Source organism: Corynebacterium camporealensis, assembly GCF_000980815.1.
GTDB lineage: Bacteria > Actinomycetota > Actinomycetes > Mycobacteriales > Mycobacteriaceae > Corynebacterium > Corynebacterium camporealense.
This window is the reverse complement of sequence record NZ_CP011311.1, coordinates 118346-139969: the sequence shown is the minus strand read 5'-3', so window position 1 is coordinate 139969 and position 21624 is coordinate 118346. Positions and strand designations below refer to the sequence as shown.

Here is a 21624-nt window from a genome sequence, read left to right as displayed (position 1 = left end):
AGAAAATACCTTCGGTTGTGGTTGAAACAGGAGGGGCGAGAGAGAAGAACCGAATCTATTCTAGTGATCCTGGCTGAAAACCAAAGAATAGCTCCAGCCTGTCATCCAGACTGGAGCTATTTCACAGAGCGGTGGCGGCGGGATTTGAACCCGCGGTTGGGGGTTACCCAACAATCGCTTTCGAGGCGATCACCTTCGGCCGCTCGGACACGCCACCGCCAACCAGCTTAAAACAGCGGCGGCGGTGAACAAAATTAGTCGTTCTTCAAGTTACCGATAACCTCGTTGACCTTGTCCTTAGCGCCCTCTACGGCGTCAGAGACCTTCTCCTTGGCGTCAGCAGTAGCCTGCTCGCCCTTGCCCTCGTTGGACAGCTGGTCGTTATCGGTAGCGTCGCCTGCGGCTTCCTTTGCCTTGCCGACCAGGTCGTCCTTCTTGTTCTCGAAATCTCCCATGATTTCCTCCTCAAATCGTATTTGGATTGTTCTGCGATCCACCCTACGCGGATTCAGCGCAACGTGTTGAAAAAATTTCTCAACAACGCCTGGCAATCTCCTTCGAGTATTCCGGCGCGAACTTCGGGGATATACAATGCGCCAGGGGCGCGGAGGACATCGACAAGCGAGCCGCACGCACCGGTCTTGGGCTCGAAAGCGCCAAAGACAACGCTGCCGATGCGGGCTGCCTGCAGGGCCCCGGCACACATGGCGCAGGGCTCGAGCGTGACGACGAGCTCACACCCAGTCAGGCGCCATCCATCGCCGTGGACCTGGACGGCGGCGCGGATTGCCTCAATTTCTGCATGGGCGGTGGGGTCTTGGAGTTCTTCGCGCCGGTTGACGCCGCTGGCCAGTTCGGTGCCGTGGGCATCGTAAAGCACTGCTCCTACTGGCACATCCCCTGCCGGAGTGGTCGCAGCGACTTCCAAGGCCCGGCGCATGCGGTCTTCGGCGCGGGTTTGGCCCTCACTGATCAATGACGTCCTCGAGTTCGTCGCCAAAGCCCAGCTCGCCGGCGATGCGCAGAAGCATATCCGACGGCCAATCCTCGTCGTTGTCGATGATGTAGCCCAGCTGATCTTCGCTCAAGCCCAGGTCAGCGAAGATATCGAAGTCACCGTCGCCGTAGGGCTCTGGATCCTCGTCGTCATCGTCGTCGGGGAAATCCAGGTCGGCGGTATCGAGGATGTCTTCAGCGAAATCGTCGTCAAGCGCGTACGTGGCATCCGAAATCAGCAACCGCACCCCGTCGGGCACCGGGCGCACGGCAACGAAATATTCATCCTCCACGCACAGCAGCGCAAAGGCTGCACCCTCCGAACGCAGCGACCGCACCGCAGCAATCGCGGTATCGATTGTTTCGAAGTCATCGTTGTATTCACGAACCTGCCATTGCCCCTCATTACGGGCAACAGTCACCGCAAAAGAGTACGTGTTTTCGCTCATACTTCGAGAGAGTAGTCGGGTTGTGCCAGAATTGTCACTGTGAGTTCTCGAGATGTCCAACGCCCCATTTGTATTATCGGCCTCGGCTTGATTGGCGGCTCCCTGCTGCGCGACCTAGCTGCCCAAAAGCACGATGTGTATGGCTATAACCACTCCACATCGGGTGCCCGAACAGCGATTAAGCAGGGCTACGACGTCAGCGACAATCTCCCGGAACTGCTTGCCCGCGCTGAAGAAGAAGGCGCGATGCTGGTTCTCGCCGTGCCGATGAAAGCTGTGGGTGAGGTCCTCGATTCCATTCAGGAACACGCCCCTACCTGCGGCATTACCGACGTTGTCTCGGTGAAGACTGAAGTCCGCGACCAGGTGCGCGAGCGCGGGATGGAAGACCGCTATGTTGGCGGTCACCCGATGGCCGGTACGGCGAATTCCGGTTGGGACCACTCTCAGACCGGCCTTTTTAAGCGTGCTGCCTGGGCAATTACCTACGACTACGCCACCGAATGTGAAGCGGCGGGTAAGAAGATTGACCAGTTCTGGGTCGATCTCTTCGCCGATGTCACCCGCATGACGCAGATGGTCGGCGCGGAAGCCATTCCGGTGCGCGTGATTAACCACGACGCTGCCGTCGCGCGCATTTCTCACCTGCCGCACGTACTCGCGGAAACCCTCGCCGTCGTCGGCGATAACGGCGGCATCCTCGCCCAGTCCCTCGCTGCCGGCTCCTTCAAGGACGGCACACGCGTGGCTGGCACTGCCCCGGCACTAGTCCGTCAGATGTGTGAGACCAATTCTGTTGCGCTGGTAGAAGCTCTCGATGAGGCCCTGGAACTCCTCCAGGAAGCCCGCGACTCCTTAGCCGCTGAGAAGCCTTCCATTGCTGAGCTTGCCGATGCCGGCTACCGCGCCCGCACCCGCATCGAAGCACGCTCCGGCGCACGTAAAGAATCCGTCTCCCCGCTGAAGATTTCTTCACGGCCAGTCCTACGCCTCCACCCCGGCGCGCCCTCCTGGATCGCCCAGTTACGCCAATCTGAGTCCCTCGGTGGACGGATAGAGATTTTCTAGTCGCGGAAGTTTTGATCCCGGCGCTTGCGCGGACGCGCCGGATCATTGGATTCGCGCAGCACCGGCAGCGCAATCAAACCGCAGACAATCCCGACCGGCAGCAGCCACAGCATGCCGGAAATCAGCCACATCGCCAAGCCCAAAATCAGCCCAGCCATAAACGCCGCCGTCACCTTCTGCTTAGTCATTGCGGGCCTTCCTTTCGCGCGTGTGAAGTCCCTTCAGGCTAGCAAGGGGGTGAAATCAGGCAACACGAACCCCACGCAAACTACGCTGCAACCCTCGCATCGTGACATTTTGACCCCCAGAAAGTGTGCATGCAGCACTTTCCATCATGCGCAACCACCAATTTCTGTCACCGCTGGTTAACAACAGTTTTTCAATCCAAACCCGCACTTTTCGGGATTTCTAACCCGCACATTTCGAAAGTTTCAACCCGCACTTTTCCGAAAGCAAAGTTCACCGCTCCCCTACGCACAGCTCATCTTCACGTCGCACACGAGACTGCCCGACCGCCAACAAGATGAACATGTTCAAGAAAACGTTGGCCAGAGACAAAATATCGATAAGACCACCAGCTAGCCCTAAAGGTGTAGATAAGGCCAAAAGCGCGGCTAAGCAAGTGCTCACAATCGCTGCTACAAAGACCCACCTGGAAGTAGTTTTCCTATAGCGGTACAAAGCGCCCCAAACGATCACAACGATTCCAATTTGAGCGATGAACGAGCTACTACCCATATCCATGTTCTAGAAAGTTCTTCTTTTAATTAACACCGTCTAACGTAGGGAATACAGTGCTTGGGGCACCTTCGCAAATGAGTTTAGCCCGCCTCAATCCATCCGACAATCGCTATAAGGTCTCCATTTCGGGTGAACTATCGTCGACGCATTCCCTTGGAATCGGCTTTCCGGCGTTGTGTGGCCTTGTGGCGACTTCCGCGGTCCACGGTGGCGTGGGCCTTGCGCTCCTTTCCCAAGCGCACCAGAACCACCCAGGAAGAAAGACCCCTGTCGTTTTCCAACCGTTTCCTGGAGATTTTTTCGATCTCAGAAGGGTTTTGCGGAGCATTAGGACATCGCTAGCTTCTCTTCCTTTATCGGAGGGCTTCATATCGGGTTTGTTCGCAGAAGGCGAGGACAAGGTCCCTCGTCATGAGTTGGAAGGGTCTACAGGACGGAAGGCGCCTGTAGGCCCTCTCCTGTATCTGCACCACGTTGTCCGTGCTGCGCTCTAATAAATGGCGGCTATTCGCTGACTTGGGGCGCGAACAGCAAAAATCCCAGATAGAATTTCGCTTCTACCTGGGAGTATTGTGCGCCCGGAGGGATTCGAACCCCCAACCTTCTGATCCGTAGTCAGATGCTCTATCCGTTGAGCTACGGGCGCTAACCGTCGCGTGCTTGCCGTGCGGCTTGCTGTGCAACGAGAAGTAACTATACCCAGCGTCTAAGAATCTGCCAAATCCGCTGGTTAACGTGGATTTTAGCGGGTGTTCATGAAGTGGTTAGAAAGCGCCTGGAAAGGCCGAAACCCCGCGTGGTGGGAACCAGGCGGGGTTTGAGGCGAGTGTGGTGCAGCGTTAGGGGCGCGTGTACCGAGTTAGGCGTTAGACCACCAGGCCGAAGACTGGGATAGCCAGCAGGTAAACGGTCAGGGTAATCAGGACGGTTGAGATGATGTTGAGCCAGATACCCCCCTTGATCATCTCGCCAATCTTGACGTGGCCGGAGCCGTAGGCAATAGCGTTCGGCGGGGTTGCGACCGGCAGCATGAACGCACAGGTTGCAGACAGTGCGACCGGGATGGTCAGCAGCAGGACGTTCATTTCGGAAGCCTCGGTCAGGCCGATACCAACGGCGACACCGCCCATGATTGGCAGGAAGGTCGCAGCGGTTGCGGTGTTCGAGGTGATCTCGGTCAGGAAGAGCACCAGCAGGGCAACTGCGGCAATCAGCAGGATCATCGGCAGGGCGGCCAGGCCCTTGGCCTGCTCACCAATCCACAGGGACAGACCAGAAGCGTTGAACATTGCGGACAGCGAGAGGCCGCCGCCGAAGAGCAGGAGCACGTCCCATGGCATTTCGTTTGCGGTCTTCCAGTCGAGCAGGCGGGTGCCGTGCTTCGGGTCAGCTGGAATCAGGAACAGCAGGATGCCGGCAGCGATACCGACGATAGCGTCGTCGTAGTTGGACTGGTCGCTGACGAAGAACGGGATGGCAACCCAGGAAACAGCAGCGCCGACGAAGATGATGCCGGTGATGATCTGCGGACCGGTCCATGGGCCCATGGCCTTGATTTCGTCGTTGATGAGCTCACGACCACCTGGGATTTCGGTCATCTCTGGCTTGAAGACGGTAATCAGCAGGAACCAGGCGATGAACAGGAAGATGATAGCCAGCGGCATTGCCACGATCATCCAGGTACCGAAGCCCAGGACGATGTCGTGGGAGGTCTCCATGTAGCCCTTTAGCAGGGCGTTTGGCGGGGTACCAATCAGGGTACCCAGGGAGCCGATGGACGCAGAGTACGCGATACCCAGTATCAGGGCGGTCGCGAACTTCTTCTGGTTCTTCATGCCGCCGACGGTTTCTGCGGTCAGGGCCAGCACGGAGGTACCAATCGGGAGCATCACGACGGCGGTTGCGGTGTTCGACACCCACATCGACAGGAAGCCGGTGGCCAGCATAAAGCCCAAGATGATGCGCTTGGGCGAGGTGCCAACGAGCTTAACGACGGCCAAAGCCATTCGGCGGTGCAAATTCCATCGCTGCAGTGCCAGGGCGATAAGGAAGCCGCCCATAAACAGGAAGATGGTTGCAGATGCGTACGGCGAACCAACTTCGGAGATAGTGCCGACGCCAGCCAGTGGGAAGACCACCAGCGGCAACAGTGCGGTCGCGGCCAGCGGAATGGCCTCGGTCATCCACCAAACACCCATGAGGATGGTCATGGCGGCAACCGCACGCAGGGCGTCGTAAGAGTACTCAACCTCCGGGTCAGCACCGGTGGACTGCAAAACGGTTTCTACTGCATTAGTCGGAAAAATGAAGAACACCAGAGCGGCAAGAGCCAGGCCGACAAAGATGCCAATTGCTTGACGACGCCATTCCAGCGTCTGTGGGCCGAGGTCGTCTTCACCTTCGGTGTGGGAAGTCGACTTATGAGTGTGCGGGACAGTCATAGTCACGCGCTCCTTCACAAATGTAGGGGTTTCACACTGCCCTCACACAGCGCTATAGCGCGCATCAAGTGGTGGTTTGAAAGTTATTCAGATCACCGCAGGGCATGCATGAACCATACAAAACAACATTCACAGAAACCACACGTTTCGGACAGGACTACCCCCGACATCCCCCTGGAGAAAAGTACGTTTCCCCCAGGAAACTACGGCATATGGTGTGTAAAGCTCCACCCCACGCTATGCAGAATCCCACACTTTCCTACAAGCCAAGCACCGTTTTTGCGATCAGGAAATAGATGATGAGACCCGTGGCGTCGCAGAAGGTAGAGATAAAGGGGTTGGAAAAGACGGCCGGGTCTGCGCCGATGGTCTTGGCCAGAATTGGCATCATGCCGCCGACGGTGGCGGACATGGCACACACCAAGAAGAGGGTGGCACCGATGACGATGCCGATGTCGCTGCCGTAGACCAGCGTCGCTAAGCCCAGGCCAAGCAGGCCGAGGACGGCGCCAAGCAGCATGCCGACGCGCAGTTCGCGCCAGATGACTTGGAGTATGTCTTTGCCGCGGACATCGCCAAGCGCGAGTGCACGGGTGACCGTCGTGGCAGCCTGGTTGCCGGTGTTGCCGCCGGTGCCGGTCAGCAGTGGAATAAAGAGAGATAGCACCACGGCGGCGGCCAGGGTTTCTTCGAAGGCGTCGAGGACCTGCACCGTCAGCAGTGCGGAAATGGCGAGCACGAGCAGCCACACGATGCGCTTGCGCACCAGGGTCAGCAGCGGCGTCGACATGTACGGCTGCTGAAGCGCCTCAGTACCACCAGCACGCGCGCTGTCCTCGGTGTCTTCTTCCTCAATAATGTCGGCGGCGTCGTCCCAGGTAAGCAGGCCGACCAGGCGGCGGGAGTCGTCGACGATGGGCAAGGCGAGTTCGTCGAGGGGCAGGAACCAGCGAGCGGTTTCCTCGGCATCGTCATGCGAGTAGGCGAAGATCGGCTCGTGCATGATGTCTTCGACCTTGGCTTCAGCATCGGCCCTAAGCAGCTGCCGCAAGCTGACGATGCCCACCAGTCGCCTATCGCCACGCGTAACGGGCAGCAGATAAATGGTCTCGACATTGTCGGCCTTGGTGTGTAAGTACTGGAAGGCCTCTTCGACGCTCATGCTGGCGACGATTTCGGGAACCTCCGGCGACATGCGACGACCGACCGAGCCTTTGGGGTAGCCCAGCACGACGCCGGTGACGTCGCGCTCGAAGTCGTTCAGGGAGCTCAGCAGGCGATCGGCGATTTCGGCGGGCAGCTCATCGAGCAAGGATACGCGGTCATCGGGTTCGAGGCCGTCGAAGAATTCAAAGACTTCGGCATTGCCCAGCTCGTCGATGATGTCGGCCTGCTGGCGCGAGTCAAGCGCATCGAAGACCTGAATGGACTTGGTGCGCGTCAACAGGCGCAACGCCACCGCGGAACGAATGGCATTTTGACGCTCGACAACATCAATGAGGTCCTTGAGCGGCACCTGGCGCAGGAGGTTCTGCAGCTCGGGAGCCTGATCTGGATCGATGGACTCATCTTGTTTAAGCCAGCGCTCGAGTCGCTCGATGGTCTCATCGATCGTGTACGCCGTTCCCAATGGTTGCGTGTTCTCAGCCATGGCTTGCCTTTCTGCCTCGCGCTAGCCCACTTAGTCTAAAGGTATAACCCAAGGACAATCCCGATCGCCAACACGGAGGTTAACCCCGCCAGCACGGCCAGTACTCCCCCGCCGGGTAAGGGACGGGTGTGGGCGAGGGAGGCATCGATAAGTACTGCTCGACGACGTACTGCCCACACCAGCCAGCAGGCTACGATGACGAGCAGGATGCCGATGGCAGTGAGCGAAAAGCCGACGATGCGCGCCGCGGTGACCATAATCAGGATGAATGCGAGTGCGGTGCGCTGCCAGGACAGCCGGGTGCGTTCGGGCTGGAGGCCGGGGTCGAAGAGCTGACTAGGCAACCCAGCCGCCAATCAACAAGGCGATAGCAACCACGGTGAGCAGCCCCACGAGCAGCGGCAATGCACGATTGAAGGGCAAAGGCTGACGTGTGCGCATGGCTTTCTCGGAAGCTTTCCAGTGGGCCCAAGCGACCAAGGGCAGGCAGGCGGCGGCAATAAGGAGCAGCGAGGAGACAATCACCCGCAGGGTTGCAGGCAGCGGCAGGTCGAAGGCTTCGAGTGCCACACCGCCGGCAATCAGCGCCAGCGAGGTGCGAATCCAAGCGAGGAAGGTGCGCTCATTGGCCAGGCTAAAGCGCGCGTCGGGTTCTTCGCCCTGGCCATAGACCGACTGCGGGAAACGAGCCACCGGTGCCTCCTTATAAATAAATATGCACCGCCACTGTACAACGCGAAAGGTTGTGTGGCGGTGCGAGCAAAAGGTATTAGCCGCGGACTTGTGCGAGGTAGCGATAAATCGTGGGCTCGGAAACACCTAGGCGATGCGCTGCGGCGGAGATTCCACCTTTGAGCAGGAAGAAGCCATTGGCTTCTAGGTCGGCAACAACTTCGATGCGCTCATTCGACCGCATGCGATCAGTCGGGATATCGCAGGTGCTCAATGCGGAATCCAGCATGTTGTCGAGCAACTCGTTGACGCTGGAGCCTAAGACTTCGACGGCGTCAGCATCGGCAGGGGCTGCTTCGACCTCCGGGCGCGGGGTGGGCTGCGGATTGCGCGGGAGCTTGAAGGCGTCCATCTTATCCGGCATCGAGGACATGTCCTCGCCGAGGAAGTGGCCGACGGCTTCTTGGATATTGACGATGTCAGTCATATCGACGTTGATGCACAGCATGCCGCGCAGGGCACCGTGCTCATCGCGAATGAAGTAGCTCGACGAACGGCAGGTGCGCCCCTGATTATTGACGGATTTATAACCAGTCAGGGAGGGCACGCGGGTTTGTTCGGCCTGGCGCATAAACCACAGCGCGAAGTTAGTCACCGGCCCGCCGACGACGCGGCCGCTGATGTGTCCGTTGGCAATAGCGACGATGGACTGCTCTGGATTATCCAAATCATGCAGCACAAGTTCGCAGTTAGGGCCGACAGCCGCGCCGAGGAACTCCACTAGTGGAATGTAGCTTTCCACCACGGGGTTGGAGGACGATGCCGCCGTAGCTCGTTCATTCTCCATACTCTTTAGCATGGCACATTCTCCTCCTTTGGAGAAATTTCTGTCTAATAGTAGATACCCCGGGGTTGATGTCATCTCAACTCCCCGGGGCATCTGTGTGAGGTGTCAACTAGTGGCAGGGCAACGCGGTCTTTTGGCCCACGCGCGGCTTCACGATGAGCGCAAGACCACCCAGGGAGGTCTCACGGTAGCGCTCACGCATATCGCGACCGGTGCAGTACATAGTCTGTACAACCTGGTCGAAGTTGACCGACGGTTCGGAGTCGCGCTGGAGTGCCATGTTGGCGGCACTGACGGAGTCCACAGCACCCACGGCGTTGCGCTCGATGCACGGAATCTGCACCTGGCCACCGACCGGGTCGCAGGTCAGGCCGAGCTTGTGCTCCATAGCAATCTCTGCTGCGGAGAAGACCTGCGCTGGGGTGCCACCGAAGAGTTGTGCGAGGCCGCCGGCGGCCATGGAGCAGGCCACGCCGACCTCGCCCTGACAACCTACTTCGGCTCCGGAGATGGAGGCGTTCTTCTTGTACAAAGAGCCGATAGCAGAGCATGCCAGGAAGTAATCAAGCATCGTGTCTTCGGGCTGACCCTTCGGGATGCGATGGAAGCGCTCGTAGTAAGCAAGCACTGCCGGGAGGATGCCGCAAGCACCATTGGTCGGGGAGGTCACCACGCGACCACCTGCTGCGTTTTCCTCGTTAACAGCCAGGGCGTACATGTTCAGCCAGCTCATCACGGGCAGGTCGAACGTGCCGTCTTTTTCTTCCAACTGCTGACGCAGGGTCGCTGCGCGGCGGCGCAGCTGCATCGGACCAGGCAGCACACCTTCGGTATGCGAGCCACGCTCGATGCCTTCACTCATCACGTCCCACACCTTCTTCAGGTGCGCACGGGTTTCCGCTTCTGGGCGCAGGGCCTTTTCGTTTTCCCAGATAACCTCCAGGATACTCATGTGCTCGCGTTCGCAAATCTCCATGAGCTCTTCTGCGGTCTCGAAGTCGAAGGGGACCTCGATGACTTCGTCGGAGTCTTTGCCGAAGTGCTCTTCATCAGTGATGAAGCCACCACCAATGGAGTAGTAGGTCTTGCTCAGAATGTAGCGCTGACCTTTGTAGGCGGTAATGGTCATGCCATTTTCGTGCAGTGGCAGCGAATCCCGGTTGAACAAAATCGCTTCGTCTTCGGGGAAGTTCACCGTGTGCTTGCCATTGGCGATAGGCAGGCGGCCAGTCTCATTGACCTTGGCCAAGAACAGCGGATACATATCAATATCCACGGTTTCTGGCTGGAATCCCGCCAGACCCAGCGTGACTGCCTGGTCGGTGGCATGGCCCTTACCCGTTAAGGACAACGAGCCATAGAGCTTGACGCGAATATCAGTGACTTCGCTCATGCGGCCTAAAGCTTCGAGCTCATCAATGAATGCCAGTCCAGCCTTCATCGGGCCAAGTGTGTGTGAGGAGGAGGGGCCGATACCAATCTTGAACATGTCGGTAACGCTGACGTACATCGTCTTTTTCCTTTTCTACTGAAAGTTCGAACTTCTTTGAACGTTGTTTGTCTTAGACAAACAACTGGATGATGTTGTAGAAGATGGTGCCGAAGGCGATGATGCCGATGCCCAGGGTGAAGTAATTGGACAGGTGGCCGCGGTACTTCTTCAGTGCCGGGACCTTCATGATGGCGACCATTGGCATGATGAACAAGATGATGGCGATGGTCGGACCACACATGGTCTCAATCATGCCCAGGATGGATGGGTCAGCCCAGGCGACCAGCCAAGCAGAAATCAGCATGAAGGCCAGGGTGCCGAGTGCGAGAGCCTTGTTGCGGTCGAGCTTGCCCTTAGAGGACTTCACGACGATGCCTTCGAAGCCTTCAGCAGCGCCCAGGTAGTGGCCGAGGAAGGACTTGGCGACAGCGATGATGGCGACAATCGGTGCTACCCACTGAATCAGCGGGGAGTCGAAGTGGTTGGCCAGGTAGGACAGGATGGTGATGTTTTGTTCCTTGGCGGCGGCCAGGTCGGCCGGGCTCAGCGACAGTGCAGTCGAGAGGATGAAGAACATCACGACGATGACCATGAGCGACTCAGCAACCAGGAGAATCTGGCCGGTCTTCTTGTCAGCCCAAGCACCATACTTCTGACGGCTGTCCACTGCGAAGGAGGAAATGATTGGCGAGTGGTTGAAGGAGAAGACCACAACCGGGATGAGCAGCAGCAGGGTCAGTGCAATCGACTGGCCGGAAGCTTCAGCGGCAACCTCAGGGTCGAAAGTGGTGAACAGTGCGGTGTTCCAGCGCGGAATCAGTACCAGGGACAGGCCCACCAGAACGGCGATGAACGGGAAGACCAGGACACTCATGACGTTGACGACGACTTGCTGACCCAAGCTGACCACGGCAATCAGACCGCCGACGAGCAGCAGGGACATCAGCCAGCGCGGCCACGGTTCAACACCGAGCTGGTTCTCCAGGAAGGAGTTAACGGTGTTGGTGATGGTCACTGAATAGACCAGCAGAATCGGATAGACGGACAGGAAGTACAGCACCGTCATCACGGCACCGGCCTTTGGGCCGAAGTGCTCCTCGACGACAACAGTCAGGTCGCCTTCCGGGTCAGAACCGGACAGAACGAAGCGGGCAAGGCCGCGGTGTGCCCAGTAGGCCATTGGCAGTGCGATGACTGCCATGACCAGGATCGGGATGATGCCGCCGATACCGGCGTTGATGGGGAGGAAGAGAACGCCGGCACCGATGGCGGTTCCAAAGAGGCTCAGGGCCCAAACCATGTCGGACTTGTTCCACTTTGGAAAGTTTTCAGGGTGATCAGAAGCAGTATGTTGCGAAGTTTGTGCGAGCCGGGATTGTGAGGCGGCTGGCTCAATGGTGTGTGACATGCGAATCGTCTTTCTTAGCCCTTAGTGGCTATTACCCGTTTCAGCGTTTCGCTGGGGTGCGCTCCGCTGAAAAATCCTTGACTCTCAACCTCTCGGTTGTGAGATAACTTTTTATCGCGATAATTAAACTTTAGCGTTTTGCTTCATAATTGTTCAACAATAATGACACATGTCACTTTGCCCTAACCCCGCTAAACCTGCAGGTAGACCCCAGAAATACTAATAGGACGTTCGGTACGCAACCCTCCACAGGCCCGTATGGTGCGCGTACTTGATAATAGCTTTTTATCACCAAACGAAAAACGGGCCCGATCCCACACCCCGACACCACTTCCCCACTACCCCCGCTGCGACCGCGTCGCAGCCTAATAATCACCCCACTGCCGCGATTTGCAACGGCTCTCATGACGGGTTCACACCCCAGCGACAAAGCCAGGAACCCGAGGTTTGACCTAACTTTGACCAATCCACCTTGAGTCAAGGGCGCTTAAGTAAAGAAAGTGTGTCTGCCCCACCCGAACAGCCTCCACGAGAAGTACTGCACCACAACCCTTGAAATGGGAAAACATGAAGAAACCTCAGGCAGTTTATTACCTGAGGTTTCTGTGCGGCGGAGACGAGAGGATTTGAACCTCCGGACCTGCGCAAGCAAGTCAACTCCTTAGCAGGGAGCCCCATTCGGCCGCTCTGGCACGTCTCCAGCGTCCTATGAAAGGACGTAAAAGACTCTACCTGACGCACTCCAGCAGACAAAAATTTCGGGCTCCAGTTAAGGCCGGACTGCCGAGCAGAGTAAAGAGCGCGCCAAGTCACCACGCGCGATGGGCACAAGCCCTAAGGTAGAAGCATGATTCGCTCCGATCTTCAGGCTATTCCTTCTTATAAACCCGGCGCGCGTAATCCAGACGCCGTCAAGCTGTCTTCGAATGAGTCCACGCACCCGCCCCTCCCGGCGGCCGTGGAGGCCATGCAGCAAGCAGCACAGGGTGCCAACCGCTATCCGGATATGGCAGCGGTGGATTTGAAGGATGCGCTGGCAAAGCACTTGCAGCTGGGCAGCGAGCAGATTGCTGTGGGTACTGGTTCCTCAGCACTGTGCCAGCAGTTAGTGCTGGCTACTGCGAAGCCTGGTGAGGAAGTTATCTTCCCGTGGCGTTCCTTTGAGGCCTACCCCATCTTCGTGCAGGTTGTCGGTGCGACCCCGGTGCAGATTCCGCTGACTGGTGAGCACGGTGTGGACCTGAAGGCGATGGCAGATGCCGTTACGGACAAGACTCGTCTCATCTTCGTGTGCAATCCGAATAACCCGACTGGTTCGACGGTGACCCGTGCGGAGTTCGAAGAGTTCCTCGATGCTGTGCCGCAGGATGTCGTCATTGCATTGGATGAGGCTTACTACGAGTACAACAACGCAGCGGATACTCCGGTAGCTACGGATTACCTGGATCGTCCGAACATTGTTGGTCTGCGCACGTTCTCCAAGGCTTATGGTCTTGCGGGTGCGCGCATGGGTTACGCATTCGGTAACCCGCTGCTCATTGAGGCTATCGACAAGGTATCGATTCCGTTCTCCGCCAGCGCGCTTGCCCAGTCCGCAGCGATTGCCAGCCTGCAGGACCAAAACGAACTGCAGAAGCGCGTCGAAGAAACCCAAGAACAGCGCGACGTTCTGGAGAAGGAACTTGCCGCTTACGGTGTTCCGCACTCCGAGGCGAATCTCATTTGGGTTCCGGCAGAAAACATCGCTGACCAGGGCACTCCGCAAGAAATTGCAGAGCGCCTGACTGAGAATGGCGTCGTGGTACGTGCCTTCAGCGAAGGCATTCGCATCACGGCCACCACGGAAGAAGAAACCCAGACCTTCCTTAAGGCCTGGCGCAAAGTTGTGGCTTAACCACCTGCGAAAGGCGGCAGGACATCAACACGGCTAATGCCTTCCAAGGAGGCATCCAAGTCGTCGGTGCCCTGCCCGTCCAGCAGGAAGGAACAGCGCTCCAATACGTCCGCTAAGGGCATGCCCGCGGCAGTAGTACCGGCATGGGCATCGCCTAATTCAGCAACCAGGTCGCGAAGTGTCGCCGGGGCAAAAACCTGCTCAGCAGCGGTGCCTGCGGCCTGGCGGGCGGCGGCAAAGTAGTGGACGTCAAGCATGTTCCCCACTATGCCAGTGTGATCCTTAAAATGGCAGTTACTCGCTGTCTAAAGGAGCATCCATGCGCACCTACGAAGCACACCTCGCTGCCGTCGAAGCGGCTTTCCCCACCCCACGGGTGGTAACGCTCCCGCTTACCCAGGCTGTCGGCCTAGCCATCGCAGATACTCTCACTGCCCAATGGGATATGCCGCGTTTTCCTAACTCACAGATGGACGGCTACGCCCTCCCCCACGCTCAGGGTGGCACTTTCACGGTCGGCAAAACCATTGCCGCAGGAGTCGATGCCCCAGCACTCACCGACAACGTCGCCGTTCCCATCATGACCGGCGCCCGCGTACCAGAGAACACCGCAGCCATCGTTCCGGTAGAACACTCCCAGCCCGAGCATTTCGCCAACGAAGGCGAAGAGGTCCAAGTACCTGCCTGCTCGAAAGGCCAGTTCATTCGCGAACAAGGCTCCGACATCAAGCAAGGAACCGTACTCATTGAAAAAGGCGCGCGTCTGAACCCAGCGGCGATTGGCACGCTCGCAGCACAGGGCCTGAAAGAAGTAGAAATCCAAGCCCCGGCGCGCATTCTGATTCTTACCGGCGGCTCGGAGATTGGCGGCGACGGTCCTGCACAAATCCCAGATTCCAACGGTCCGCTGCTGGCGGCACTCTGCAAGGACTACGGCATCGAGGTCGCAGGATTCCTGCGTACCAACGACGATCCGGAAGTTTTACGCCGGGATGTCGAGCAAGCCATCGCCGAACACCGCCCCGACGCCATTGTCTCCGCCGGCGGCATTAGCCACGGCAAGTTTGAGGTCGTTCGCCAGGTCTTTAACGAACACGGCTGGTTCGGCCACGTTGCCCAGCAGCCCGGTGGACCGCAGGGGTTGTCCTCTTACTTGGGCGTGCCAGTCATCGCACTCCCGGGTAATCCGGTCTCCACGCTGGTTAGCTTCCGCCTGTACGTGGCACCGATTCTCGGCACAGTGCCTAAGCCCTACCTCTCGCACGTCACCGCGGCAGTCGAAGGCCTCGAAGGCAAGGAACAATTCCGCCGGGCAGTGCTCTACCACGATTCCGCAGGCATCCCCCGCGCCCAGCTCGTCGGCGGTGCCGGCTCGCACCTACTCGCCCAGGCCATCGAAGCCAACGGCCTCGTCCGCATTCCTGCCGATAGCCGCCTCAACGCCGGCGACGACGTCGAAGTCCACCCCTTCTAAGGAACCTCTATGACCCAACCACACCGCCGCGCCATCGTCATCGTGGCGTCTACCCGCGCTGCCGCAGGTGAATACGACGACCGCTCCGGCCCTATCCTCGTGGATTTCCTGCGCGAACAAGGCTTCGAGACCAACGATCCCCGCGTCGTACCCGATGCCGACATCGACGCCGCCGTTGACCAAGCCTTCGCCGAGCGCCCCTCTGTCATTCTCACCTCGGGTGGCACAGGGGTTAGCCCGGACGATAGGACGGTAGAGTCAGTCATAGAACATATTCCCCGGCAGCTTCCCGGAATAGTCCAGGCCTTCTATCAACAGGGGGCAGGGCTACCCACCGCGATGCTCTCGCGTAGCATCGCCGGGGTCAATGACCATACCTTTGCCATGGCGCTTCCCGGTTCCACGGGCGCTGCCAAGGACGGCTGCACGGTACTTGCACCAGTACTGCAGCACCTGATTGCAACGTTGGAAGGACGCAATGAGCACTAACCCTGCCGACCCGAGCTACGTCGCCCAAGACACCGGCGTCCTGCTCGGTGCAGAGATCAGCAACCAGCCCCTCCAGGCTCCAGATATCTCCACCCCAACCATGGGTGCAGTAGTGCGTTTCGATGGCATCGTGCGCAACCACGACGGCGGCCACGGTGGCGTGGAACTGCTCACCTACACCTGCCACCCCAGCGCCCCGCAGCGCATCCAGGAAGTCGCTGAAGAAGTCCTCAAAGACCACCCGGATGTACGCCTGTGGTGCGCACACCGCATCGGTGATCTGCAGGTTGGCGATGCCGCCTTCATCGTCCTGGCTGCCTCCGCCCACCGCCAGGCTGCTTTCGATGCCGCCTCCACCCTTGCCGATCGCGTCAAAGCCGAAGTACCTATCTGGAAAGAGCAGCAATTCAATGACGGCAACGCCACCTGGGTGGGTCTGGAATGAGCACTCGTTACGCCCGCCAGGAAGCCCTCTGGGGCGACGAAGGCCAGCAGAAGCTTTCCGATGCCACCGTCGCCGTCATCGGTGCCGGCGGCCTAGGCTCCCCTGCGTTGGCCTATCTTGCTGCCGCCGGTGTCGGACGCATCCTGCTTTTCGATGACGACCGCGTCTCCCTGTCCAATCTGCAACGCCAGGTCATCCACAGCACCGACACCATCGGACAATTAAAGACCGACTCTGCGCAGGCCACCCTGCGCGCACTCAACCCCGAAGTTGAGGTCATTACCCACGCTCGCCTGGAGTCCGCCACTGCGCTGAAGCAACTCGAGGGCGCCCAGGTCATCCTCGATGGTGCCGATAACTTCCCTACCCGCTACCTTTCTTCCTGGGCTGCCCACGAACTCGGCATCCCACACGTCTGGGGTTCCATCCTGGGATTCGAAGCACAGCTGTCAGTCTTTTGGTCTGGTCACGGACCGGTTTACGAGGACGTCTTCCCCACCATGCCCGCTCCTGGTGCTGTACCCTCGTGTGCCCAATCCGGCGTACTCGGCCCCGTGGTCGGCACCGTGGGTTCTGCGATGGCACTGGAAGCACTCAAAATCATCACCGGTACCGGCACTCCACTGGTAGGCAAGCTCGGCTACTTCGATGCCCTCAGCGGCACCTGGGAGTACATCCCACTGCGCGCTGGCGGCCACGTTCCCCAGCAACCGGACGATGCTCCCGAAGTGCGTTCTCTTCCTGCTAACACCCCTATCATCGACGTCCGCACCGCCGAAGAACGCGAACAAGCAACCATCCCCGACGATGAGCACCTCCCCCTCGATGAGCTCTTAGCCGGTAAGAACCCGGAGCATCTCAACCAAGATGAGCAAGCAGTCATCTACTGTGCCTCCGGTATTCGCTCCGCGCAAGCCGTCGCCGTACTTCGCGAGCGCGGCTACAAGCACGTAGTATCCTTGCGTGGCGGAATTCAAGCCTGGCAAGAAGAAAGCGCCGCCCTACAGGACGACGCTTAAAAGGTCTGCTTAGGATTCTGGTTCTTCGCGACGGCGTCGCAACAGGAATCCACCGAAAAGTACGAGTGCCAAACCAGCAATCGCGATAGCGATGACGCTGGCACCGGTTTCTGCCAATCGCGGTAGACCAGGTTCGCGCGGGGGATCTCCAGGCTCACCCGGAGTGCCTGGTGGTGTTCCTGGTTCGCCAGGTTCACCCGGCTCTGGTGGTTCAGTCGTGCTTGGCGGTTCCGAAGGATCGCCTGGTGGTGGATCATCGGGATCTCCAGGCTCACCTGGCTCATCCGGTGTCGTTGGCGGTGGCCCATCTGGATCATCCGGCTCGCCCGGCTTACCAGTCAAGTCCGACTTAGCGATCATCTCTGCTTCGTAGTCCCAGCCGTCGCTGTAGACATCACCAAGTGGAAGGGTAATGAAGAACGGCGAACCGTAACGCCAGGTGAAACCTGGAATATCCGGTGGGGTTTCGGTCACGTAGTACAGACCAATCGGCAAACCTTCGAAGAATGCTGCACCACGTTCATTGGTTACTGCGGTGTAGGTCGGGCCGACAGTTTCCGGCTTACCGTCAGAAGCCTTAAAGCTTTCGACCATATCCCAACCAGCCTGCGTGGTGAGGTCTACGCCAGCAACACGTTCCAGACTGAACGTGAATCCAGCCAATCCACCATCTGGTAGTTGACCCGGTGGAACATCGTCATAAGGGTTCTTCTCGGACTTGTAGATAACCAAATCTACAGTTCGAGAGCCATCGATATCTGATACGGACAGCTGAGTGATGTTGCCAGTGACAGTCCGATTATCCGCTGATGCGACTGGCGGCACCATGAGTGCTACGGCTAATGCTGCCGCGACAAGCTTAGTTTTCTTCATCGATTTCTGCCCCAGCTTCAGCCTCTGCAGCTTCGTCATTGGCTTCAGCTGCGTCTTCTTCAGACTTATTCTTCTTTGCCTGACGGCGGATCCACCAGATCAGCAGCAACAGCACGAGTGCCGCAGCAGCAACAACCAGCCACATCCACCACTGCATCTTGAAGCCAGAGGCATCTTCCAAAGCCTGCAGGTCTTCTTCATCCATTGGTACGCGTTCTGCGTGCACCAGCAGACGGTGGGTATTAATGCCATACGGGGTACAAGTAATAAGGGTGAGCAGGTCGCGGCCTTCTTGGTCACCCAGCGAATCTGTTTCCTCCGGCAAGACGACATCGATGTCATAGACCTCGTACTTCATCTTTTCGCCGAAGGTGCTGACGTAAATCGCATCGCCTTCTTTAACGTCGATGAGATTGTCCCACAACGTGGCATTCGTCAGGCCGGTATGACCGGTAATCACGGTGTGGTTACCTTCGCCACCGACAGGCAAGGCACTACCAAACAGATGGCCTAAGCCCTTTTGGAGAGTCTCTTCATCCGTACCGTGATAGACCGGCAACTTAGAGTCAATTGACGGAATGGTTACCTGGCTCATCGCCGAAGCCCCCTTCAAGTGGTCAAGATACTCCTGGTAAGCTTCGTTGTCTTTGCTCACGCGTGCCAGCCAAGGGTCCAGAATCGGACCGCCCTTGTTCGCGGCGTTGTATTCACGCGCTTCTTCAACTGCACGAATCAATGCTTCAGGATCATTTTCCTGCTGTTCACGCATCGACTCGTCATAGCGGTCAGCAATTTGCCGCTGTACATGGTTGTTCCACTGCGTAGCTACAACCGGGTACAACATGACTGATAGACCGACGAGGATCAGCAATACCGGAAGGAAGACACGTCGGAACAGCGACATCTCTTCTTTCTTGGCATGCCTCGCCTTGACTGCCGTGGCCCCCGAACCGGAGCGCCGGTTTGGCTCGCCACCAGGCATAGTCATGGTCATGTGTACTCCTCAAATGAGTAATGAAATTATGTAATTCAAAAAGTGCCGGGGCACCTCCCCGGGGAGGGGCTAAGCCCAACTAGGGGCTCAGCCAAATATGTAATGCGGAAGCTGCACTACGAGCAAGGCTTAGGCCTTAGCAGAGTTGCGACGTGCAGCGTATGCACCGCCACCGATAATCAGCGCGCCCAGAGCGATGAGCAGGCCAACACCCATGCCACCGGTGTTCGGCAAGCGGTTCTCGTCGGTGAAGTTTTCGATGGTTGCGGTGTACTGGATCTGTGCGGTTGGTGCGCCGGTCTCAGGGTCAACGTCGCCGCGGTTCAGCTCGAAGTGAACCAGAGCATCGTTGCCGACGTAGCCGTCTGGAGCATCGGTCTCCAGCAGGCAGTAATCAACGGTGGTGTCGTCAGCGTTGTTAGCGTAATCAGTGACGTGGATACCGGAGATGGTCACCGCACCGTCCGCATCGGTGGTCCACTCGGTCTGACCGTTAACGTTCAGCGGCTCGGTGCCGTCAACCTGCACCCAACCATCGCCCTCTGCCTGGCACTGCAGCAGCTGGAAGACTGCGCCTTCCAGAGGAGCCTCGGAGTCACCGTCGATCTTGTTGATGTTCAGGTTGCCCCAGTAGGTGTGAACGTCGTCAGAGGTGGTCTCGGTGTCGCCGGAGCCGTTGTTGACGATCAGGGTCGCGTCGTTCGGAATGTGCTGAACAGCCTCGGTCGTACGAGTCGTGATGGTGGTCTCCACCAGATCGCCAGCCTCGATGGCGTCGAAGCCTGCCTGGGTAAATTCAACCAGGATGTTCTGGCCGGTAATCGAGACGTTGTAGTGGGTGCCCGCGGTCAGTGTTGCACCATCCTGGATCGCAACCGTGATCTCAGCACCAGCTGCATCGAGAGCCTCATGCAGCTCATCCTGAACGTTGTACTTGGTCAAAGTGCCGGATGGCACGCCGGTGGTGATGGTTTAGTTGTAGTCCTGGCCGGCCTGAGCGTTGATATCTTCAACGGTCTTCTCGATGGTGACCTCGGAGTTCTTCGGGTAGGCGTGGACATCGTAGATCCAGCCATTGTTATCCGGGTTGGTCATTGGCAGGTAGACCAGGAACGGCTGGCCTGGGACCAGGCCAGAGTTTTCAGGAACTGCGGTCTCAGAGACCTTGTACAGGCCCTTTGGCAGGTTAGTGAAATTCGCAAGACCTGCGTCGTTGGTCACGGCAGTCCGGGCAGGGATCGCACCTTCGCCTTCCCAAGCAGTTGCCTCGCTAGCATTGGTAATGCCTGCGGCAGCTTGCCAGTCAGCAGCGGTGTTCAGTGGGCGAACCAGTTCGAGCGTGTACTCGACGCCCTCAACAGCGGTGCCTGGAACGTTTTCCATGACTTCACCGGTCGCCTGCTGATCGGTCTCAGCACCAATTCGCTTGTGCAGGTTCAGGTTCAGCTGCTGAGTGTCGTCGATGGTGGAGACGCTCTGGGCGGCGGCCTGTGGAGCTTCGTTGATGGCCATACCGAAGGCGCCGGTGGACAGGGCTACAGCGAATGCTGCGGAGACAGCTGCGGTCTTCTTGGAGTAAGTCTTAGTGCGTTGCATGGTGCTTCCTTTCAGCTAAGTGCAACAAAGAAGTTGAGTGGAGATGAGCAGAAGCGCCACTGTGACTGCAATCGCTCGGGAACATTAGGGGGAATCGGCAGTCGTAGATCCAGTGGCCCATCGCGCTGCCTAGGTCGGTTGAACATCGTGCTATTCCCCGTTCTGGCCTTGGTCAGCAGGCAAACTGTGGCCAGAAAATACCTGAGAGTTGTTTAGATACTGAGCCTCAAGCTTTGGGGAGCCAACGAGGGCAATCTCCTTAACAAGATGACGGATCCGTGGGGAAGCGCTTGCCCCCCTTAGGGCAGCGCTTCGTATTGAACTGCAACATGGCAGTGGTATAGCCACTTCTGATTGGCTGATACCTAGCTATCGTCACCTCACCCCGGGTGACTACGCACAGCGCACACCTAGGACTGCGTAATAAATTTTCCTTATGTCTAGGATGCGCTTAATTCTAATTCCAACCCAACATTCCTTAAGGATTCTTTAAGTTTCATCCACCTGGAAAAACGCTGATACGGCATACATCACCCCCTACCCCCGCAAGAAGTCATACTTTTGTTGTTGATAGATCGACTACTTTTACGATTCAGTCCTGGTGAGAAAATTAAAACATTAAAGCTAATCCAGAAATGGGCCCTGCAACCTTTCAGGGCCTAATCTTGAAATTCCTCAGCTTAATTATTTATGCACGTGTCAGCGGAATTAAATTATCACCGATTTGTTCAACATTTCCACTGGAAAATGATAATTATTTCGCAGTTAGGTGACGTCTCACATATTTCTAGGCCAAATTAGATTTGGGAGCCTATTCAGAAATCGATTTCATCTAGCTCCCTCGCCTCCCGGGCATTAATCACTGCCATTTCGGTTCACCTGACCGCGCTCAATCCCCGAAAACTAAGAAACCGACGAGCACCTCACTGATTTCTCAGCGTTCTGCTCGCCGGTGGAGTCGGTTGGTACCGATTTGGTTGGCGGAGATGGCGGGATTTGAACCCGCGGAGGTGTAACCCTCGCTGGTTTTCAAGACCAGTGCATTCGGCCGCTCTGCCACATCTCCTGGTGCGCT

General features: G+C 57.9%; 20 protein-coding genes, 4 tRNA genes and 1 pseudogene. 6 read left to right on the top strand and 19 right to left on the bottom strand.

Features of this window, described 5'->3' with window-relative positions; translation table 11 throughout:
• Positions 1-129 precede the first annotated feature (129 nt).
• From UL81_RS00735 to UL81_RS00720, 4 genes are all read right to left on the bottom strand, one after another.
• Positions 130-217: transfer RNA gene (locus UL81_RS00735), tRNA-Ser, on the bottom strand.
• Between the two features lie 37 nt (positions 218-254).
• Entirely contained in the window at positions 255-455 is a 201-nt protein-coding gene (locus tag UL81_RS00730) for a CsbD family protein (protein WP_035105996.1), read from the bottom strand.
• Between the two features lie 53 nt (positions 456-508).
• Positions 509-940 carry a nucleoside deaminase gene (locus tag UL81_RS00725; protein WP_035106195.1) on the bottom strand — a complete coding sequence of 144 codons (432 nt, stop codon included), beginning with the start codon at positions 938-940 and terminating at the stop codon, positions 509-511.
• Between the two features lie 25 nt (positions 941-965).
• Entirely contained in the window at positions 966-1445 is a 480-nt protein-coding gene (locus UL81_RS00720; protein ID WP_035105997.1) for a tRNA adenosine deaminase-associated protein, read from the bottom strand.
• 39 nt (positions 1446-1484) lie between these two features.
• On the opposite strand from UL81_RS00720, the gene UL81_RS00715 reads away from it, so the two are divergent.
• Positions 1485-2513, top strand: a complete 1029-nt coding sequence (locus UL81_RS00715) for a prephenate dehydrogenase (protein ID WP_046453136.1) — start codon at positions 1485-1487, stop codon at positions 2511-2513.
• Here UL81_RS00715 and UL81_RS00710 read toward each other — a convergent pair.
• The 10 genes from UL81_RS00710 to UL81_RS00660 form a co-directional block, all read right to left on the bottom strand.
• Entirely contained in the window at positions 2510-2701 is a 192-nt protein-coding gene (locus UL81_RS00710) for a hypothetical protein (RefSeq protein WP_035105998.1), read from the bottom strand. The genes UL81_RS00715 and UL81_RS00710 overlap by 4 nt on opposite strands.
• A gap of 1126 nt (positions 2702-3827) precedes the next feature.
• Positions 3828-3900, bottom strand: a tRNA-Arg gene (locus tag UL81_RS00700).
• A gap of 220 nt (positions 3901-4120) precedes the next feature.
• A complete protein-coding gene (locus UL81_RS00695; RefSeq protein ID WP_046453135.1) occupies positions 4121-5695 on the bottom strand; it encodes an SLC13 family permease in 1575 nt (524 codons plus the stop codon).
• Positions 5696-5954: 259 nt separating this feature from the next.
• Positions 5955-7346: a magnesium transporter gene (gene mgtE / locus UL81_RS00690; protein ID WP_035106001.1), complete on the bottom strand. Its 1392-nt coding sequence runs from the start codon at positions 7344-7346 to the stop codon at positions 5955-5957.
• A 35-nt stretch (positions 7347-7381) separates the two neighbouring features.
• Positions 7382-7690, bottom strand: a complete 309-nt coding sequence (locus tag UL81_RS00685; RefSeq protein ID WP_035106003.1) for a DUF202 domain-containing protein — start codon at positions 7688-7690, stop codon at positions 7382-7384.
• Entirely contained in the window at positions 7683-8039 is a 357-nt protein-coding gene (locus UL81_RS00680) for a YidH family protein (RefSeq protein WP_035106005.1), read from the bottom strand. The genes UL81_RS00685 and UL81_RS00680 overlap by 8 nt, the downstream gene beginning before the upstream one ends.
• A gap of 76 nt (positions 8040-8115) precedes the next feature.
• Positions 8116-8877 (bottom strand): helix-turn-helix transcriptional regulator, encoded by a 762-nt coding sequence (locus UL81_RS00675; protein WP_035106007.1) that lies wholly within the window; start codon positions 8875-8877, stop codon positions 8116-8118.
• A gap of 97 nt (positions 8878-8974) precedes the next feature.
• The gene (locus UL81_RS00670) at positions 8975-10375 is read right to left on the bottom strand and encodes an L-serine ammonia-lyase (RefSeq protein WP_035106009.1); all 1401 of its coding nucleotides are present in this window, start codon (positions 10373-10375) and stop codon (positions 8975-8977) included.
• A 52-nt stretch (positions 10376-10427) separates the two neighbouring features.
• A complete protein-coding gene (locus UL81_RS00665) occupies positions 10428-11765 on the bottom strand; it encodes an SLC5/6 family protein (RefSeq protein WP_035106011.1) in 1338 nt (445 codons plus the stop codon).
• Positions 11766-12376: 611 nt separating this feature from the next.
• A tRNA-Ser gene (locus UL81_RS00660) sits at positions 12377-12465 on the bottom strand.
• Positions 12466-12612: 147 nt separating this feature from the next.
• On the opposite strand from UL81_RS00660, the gene hisC reads away from it, so the two are divergent.
• Entirely contained in the window at positions 12613-13659 is a 1047-nt protein-coding gene (hisC, locus tag UL81_RS00655; RefSeq protein ID WP_035106013.1) for a histidinol-phosphate transaminase, read from the top strand.
• Here the strand turns inward: hisC and UL81_RS00650 are convergent.
• Entirely contained in the window at positions 13656-13916 is a 261-nt protein-coding gene (locus UL81_RS00650; protein ID WP_035106015.1) for a MoaD/ThiS family protein, read from the bottom strand. The two genes, hisC and UL81_RS00650, sit on opposite strands and share 4 nt — an antisense overlap.
• A gap of 62 nt (positions 13917-13978) precedes the next feature.
• On the opposite strand from UL81_RS00650, the gene UL81_RS00645 reads away from it, so the two are divergent.
• From UL81_RS00645 to UL81_RS00630, 4 genes are read left to right on the top strand one after another with little or no spacing between them, the layout of a single operon-like run.
• Positions 13979-15133 carry a molybdopterin molybdotransferase MoeA gene (locus UL81_RS00645; RefSeq protein ID WP_035106017.1) on the top strand — a complete coding sequence of 385 codons (1155 nt, stop codon included), beginning with the start codon at positions 13979-13981 and terminating at the stop codon, positions 15131-15133.
• A gap of 9 nt (positions 15134-15142) precedes the next feature.
• A complete protein-coding gene (locus UL81_RS00640; RefSeq protein ID WP_046453134.1) occupies positions 15143-15622 on the top strand; it encodes a MogA/MoaB family molybdenum cofactor biosynthesis protein in 480 nt (159 codons plus the stop codon).
• Positions 15612-16067 (top strand): molybdenum cofactor biosynthesis protein MoaE, encoded by a 456-nt coding sequence (locus UL81_RS00635; RefSeq protein WP_035106019.1) that lies wholly within the window; start codon positions 15612-15614, stop codon positions 16065-16067. Before UL81_RS00640 ends, UL81_RS00635 begins: the two co-directional genes overlap by 11 nt.
• On the top strand, positions 16064-17086 hold the full coding sequence (locus UL81_RS00630) for a ThiF family adenylyltransferase (RefSeq protein ID WP_035106021.1): 1023 nt from the start codon (positions 16064-16066) through the stop codon (positions 17084-17086). The genes UL81_RS00635 and UL81_RS00630 overlap by 4 nt, the downstream gene beginning before the upstream one ends.
• Positions 17087-17095: 9 nt before the next feature.
• Here UL81_RS00630 and UL81_RS11415 read toward each other — a convergent pair whose 3' ends face one another.
• From UL81_RS11415 to UL81_RS00610, 4 genes and pseudogenes are all read right to left on the bottom strand, one after another.
• Positions 17096-17959, bottom strand: coding sequence for an LPXTG cell wall anchor domain-containing protein (locus UL81_RS11415; RefSeq protein ID WP_052097752.1), 864 nt, complete (start codon positions 17957-17959; stop codon positions 17096-17098).
• On the bottom strand, positions 17946-18953 hold the full coding sequence (locus tag UL81_RS00620; protein WP_407921715.1) for a class C sortase: 1008 nt from the start codon (positions 18951-18953) through the stop codon (positions 17946-17948). The genes UL81_RS11415 and UL81_RS00620 overlap by 14 nt, the downstream gene beginning before the upstream one ends.
• Positions 18954-19082: 129 nt before the next feature.
• Positions 19083-20549 (bottom strand): annotated as a pseudogene (locus UL81_RS00615) (SpaH/EbpB family LPXTG-anchored major pilin).
• Positions 20550-21527: 978 nt separating this feature from the next.
• Positions 21528-21615: transfer RNA gene (locus UL81_RS00610), tRNA-Ser, on the bottom strand.
• Positions 21616-21624: the final 9 nt, after the last annotated feature.

Excerpts from the sequence above, each read along its gene's own strand:
- UL81_RS00730 (WP_035105996.1), bottom strand. The coding sequence starts at position 455 with ATGGGAGATTTCGAGAACAAGAAGGACGACCTGGTCGGCAAGGCAAAG.
- UL81_RS00725 (WP_035106195.1), bottom strand. The coding sequence starts at position 940 with ATGCGCCGGGCCTTGGAAGTCGCTGCGACCACTCCGGCAGGGGATGTG.
- UL81_RS00720 (WP_035105997.1), bottom strand. The coding sequence starts at position 1,445 with ATGAGCGAAAACACGTACTCTTTTGCGGTGACTGTTGCCCGTAATGAG.
- UL81_RS00710 (WP_035105998.1), bottom strand. The coding sequence starts at position 2,701 with ATGACTAAGCAGAAGGTGACGGCGGCGTTTATGGCTGGGCTGATTTTG.
- UL81_RS00695 (WP_046453135.1), bottom strand. The coding sequence starts at position 5,695 with ATGACTGTCCCGCACACTCATAAGTCGACTTCCCACACCGAAGGTGAA.
- mgtE (WP_035106001.1), bottom strand. The coding sequence starts at position 7,346 with ATGGCTGAGAACACGCAACCATTGGGAACGGCGTACACGATCGATGAG.
- UL81_RS00675 (WP_035106007.1), bottom strand. The coding sequence starts at position 8,877 with ATGCTAAAGAGTATGGAGAATGAACGAGCTACGGCGGCATCGTCCTCC.
- UL81_RS00670 (WP_035106009.1), bottom strand. The coding sequence starts at position 10,375 with ATGTACGTCAGCGTTACCGACATGTTCAAGATTGGTATCGGCCCCTCC.
- UL81_RS00665 (WP_035106011.1), bottom strand. The coding sequence starts at position 11,765 with ATGTCACACACCATTGAGCCAGCCGCCTCACAATCCCGGCTCGCACAA.
- hisC (WP_035106013.1), top strand. The coding sequence starts at position 12,613 with ATGATTCGCTCCGATCTTCAGGCTATTCCTTCTTATAAACCCGGCGCG.
- UL81_RS00650 (WP_035106015.1), bottom strand. The coding sequence starts at position 13,916 with ATGCTTGACGTCCACTACTTTGCCGCCGCCCGCCAGGCCGCAGGCACC.
- UL81_RS00645 (WP_035106017.1), top strand. The coding sequence starts at position 13,979 with ATGCGCACCTACGAAGCACACCTCGCTGCCGTCGAAGCGGCTTTCCCC.
- UL81_RS00640 (WP_046453134.1), top strand. The coding sequence starts at position 15,143 with ATGACCCAACCACACCGCCGCGCCATCGTCATCGTGGCGTCTACCCGC.
- UL81_RS00635 (WP_035106019.1), top strand. The coding sequence starts at position 15,612 with ATGAGCACTAACCCTGCCGACCCGAGCTACGTCGCCCAAGACACCGGC.
- UL81_RS00630 (WP_035106021.1), top strand. The coding sequence starts at position 16,064 with ATGAGCACTCGTTACGCCCGCCAGGAAGCCCTCTGGGGCGACGAAGGC.
- UL81_RS11415 (WP_052097752.1), bottom strand. The coding sequence starts at position 17,959 with ATGAAGAAAACTAAGCTTGTCGCGGCAGCATTAGCCGTAGCACTCATG.
- UL81_RS00620 (WP_407921715.1), bottom strand. The coding sequence starts at position 18,953 with ATGACCATGACTATGCCTGGTGGCGAGCCAAACCGGCGCTCCGGTTCG.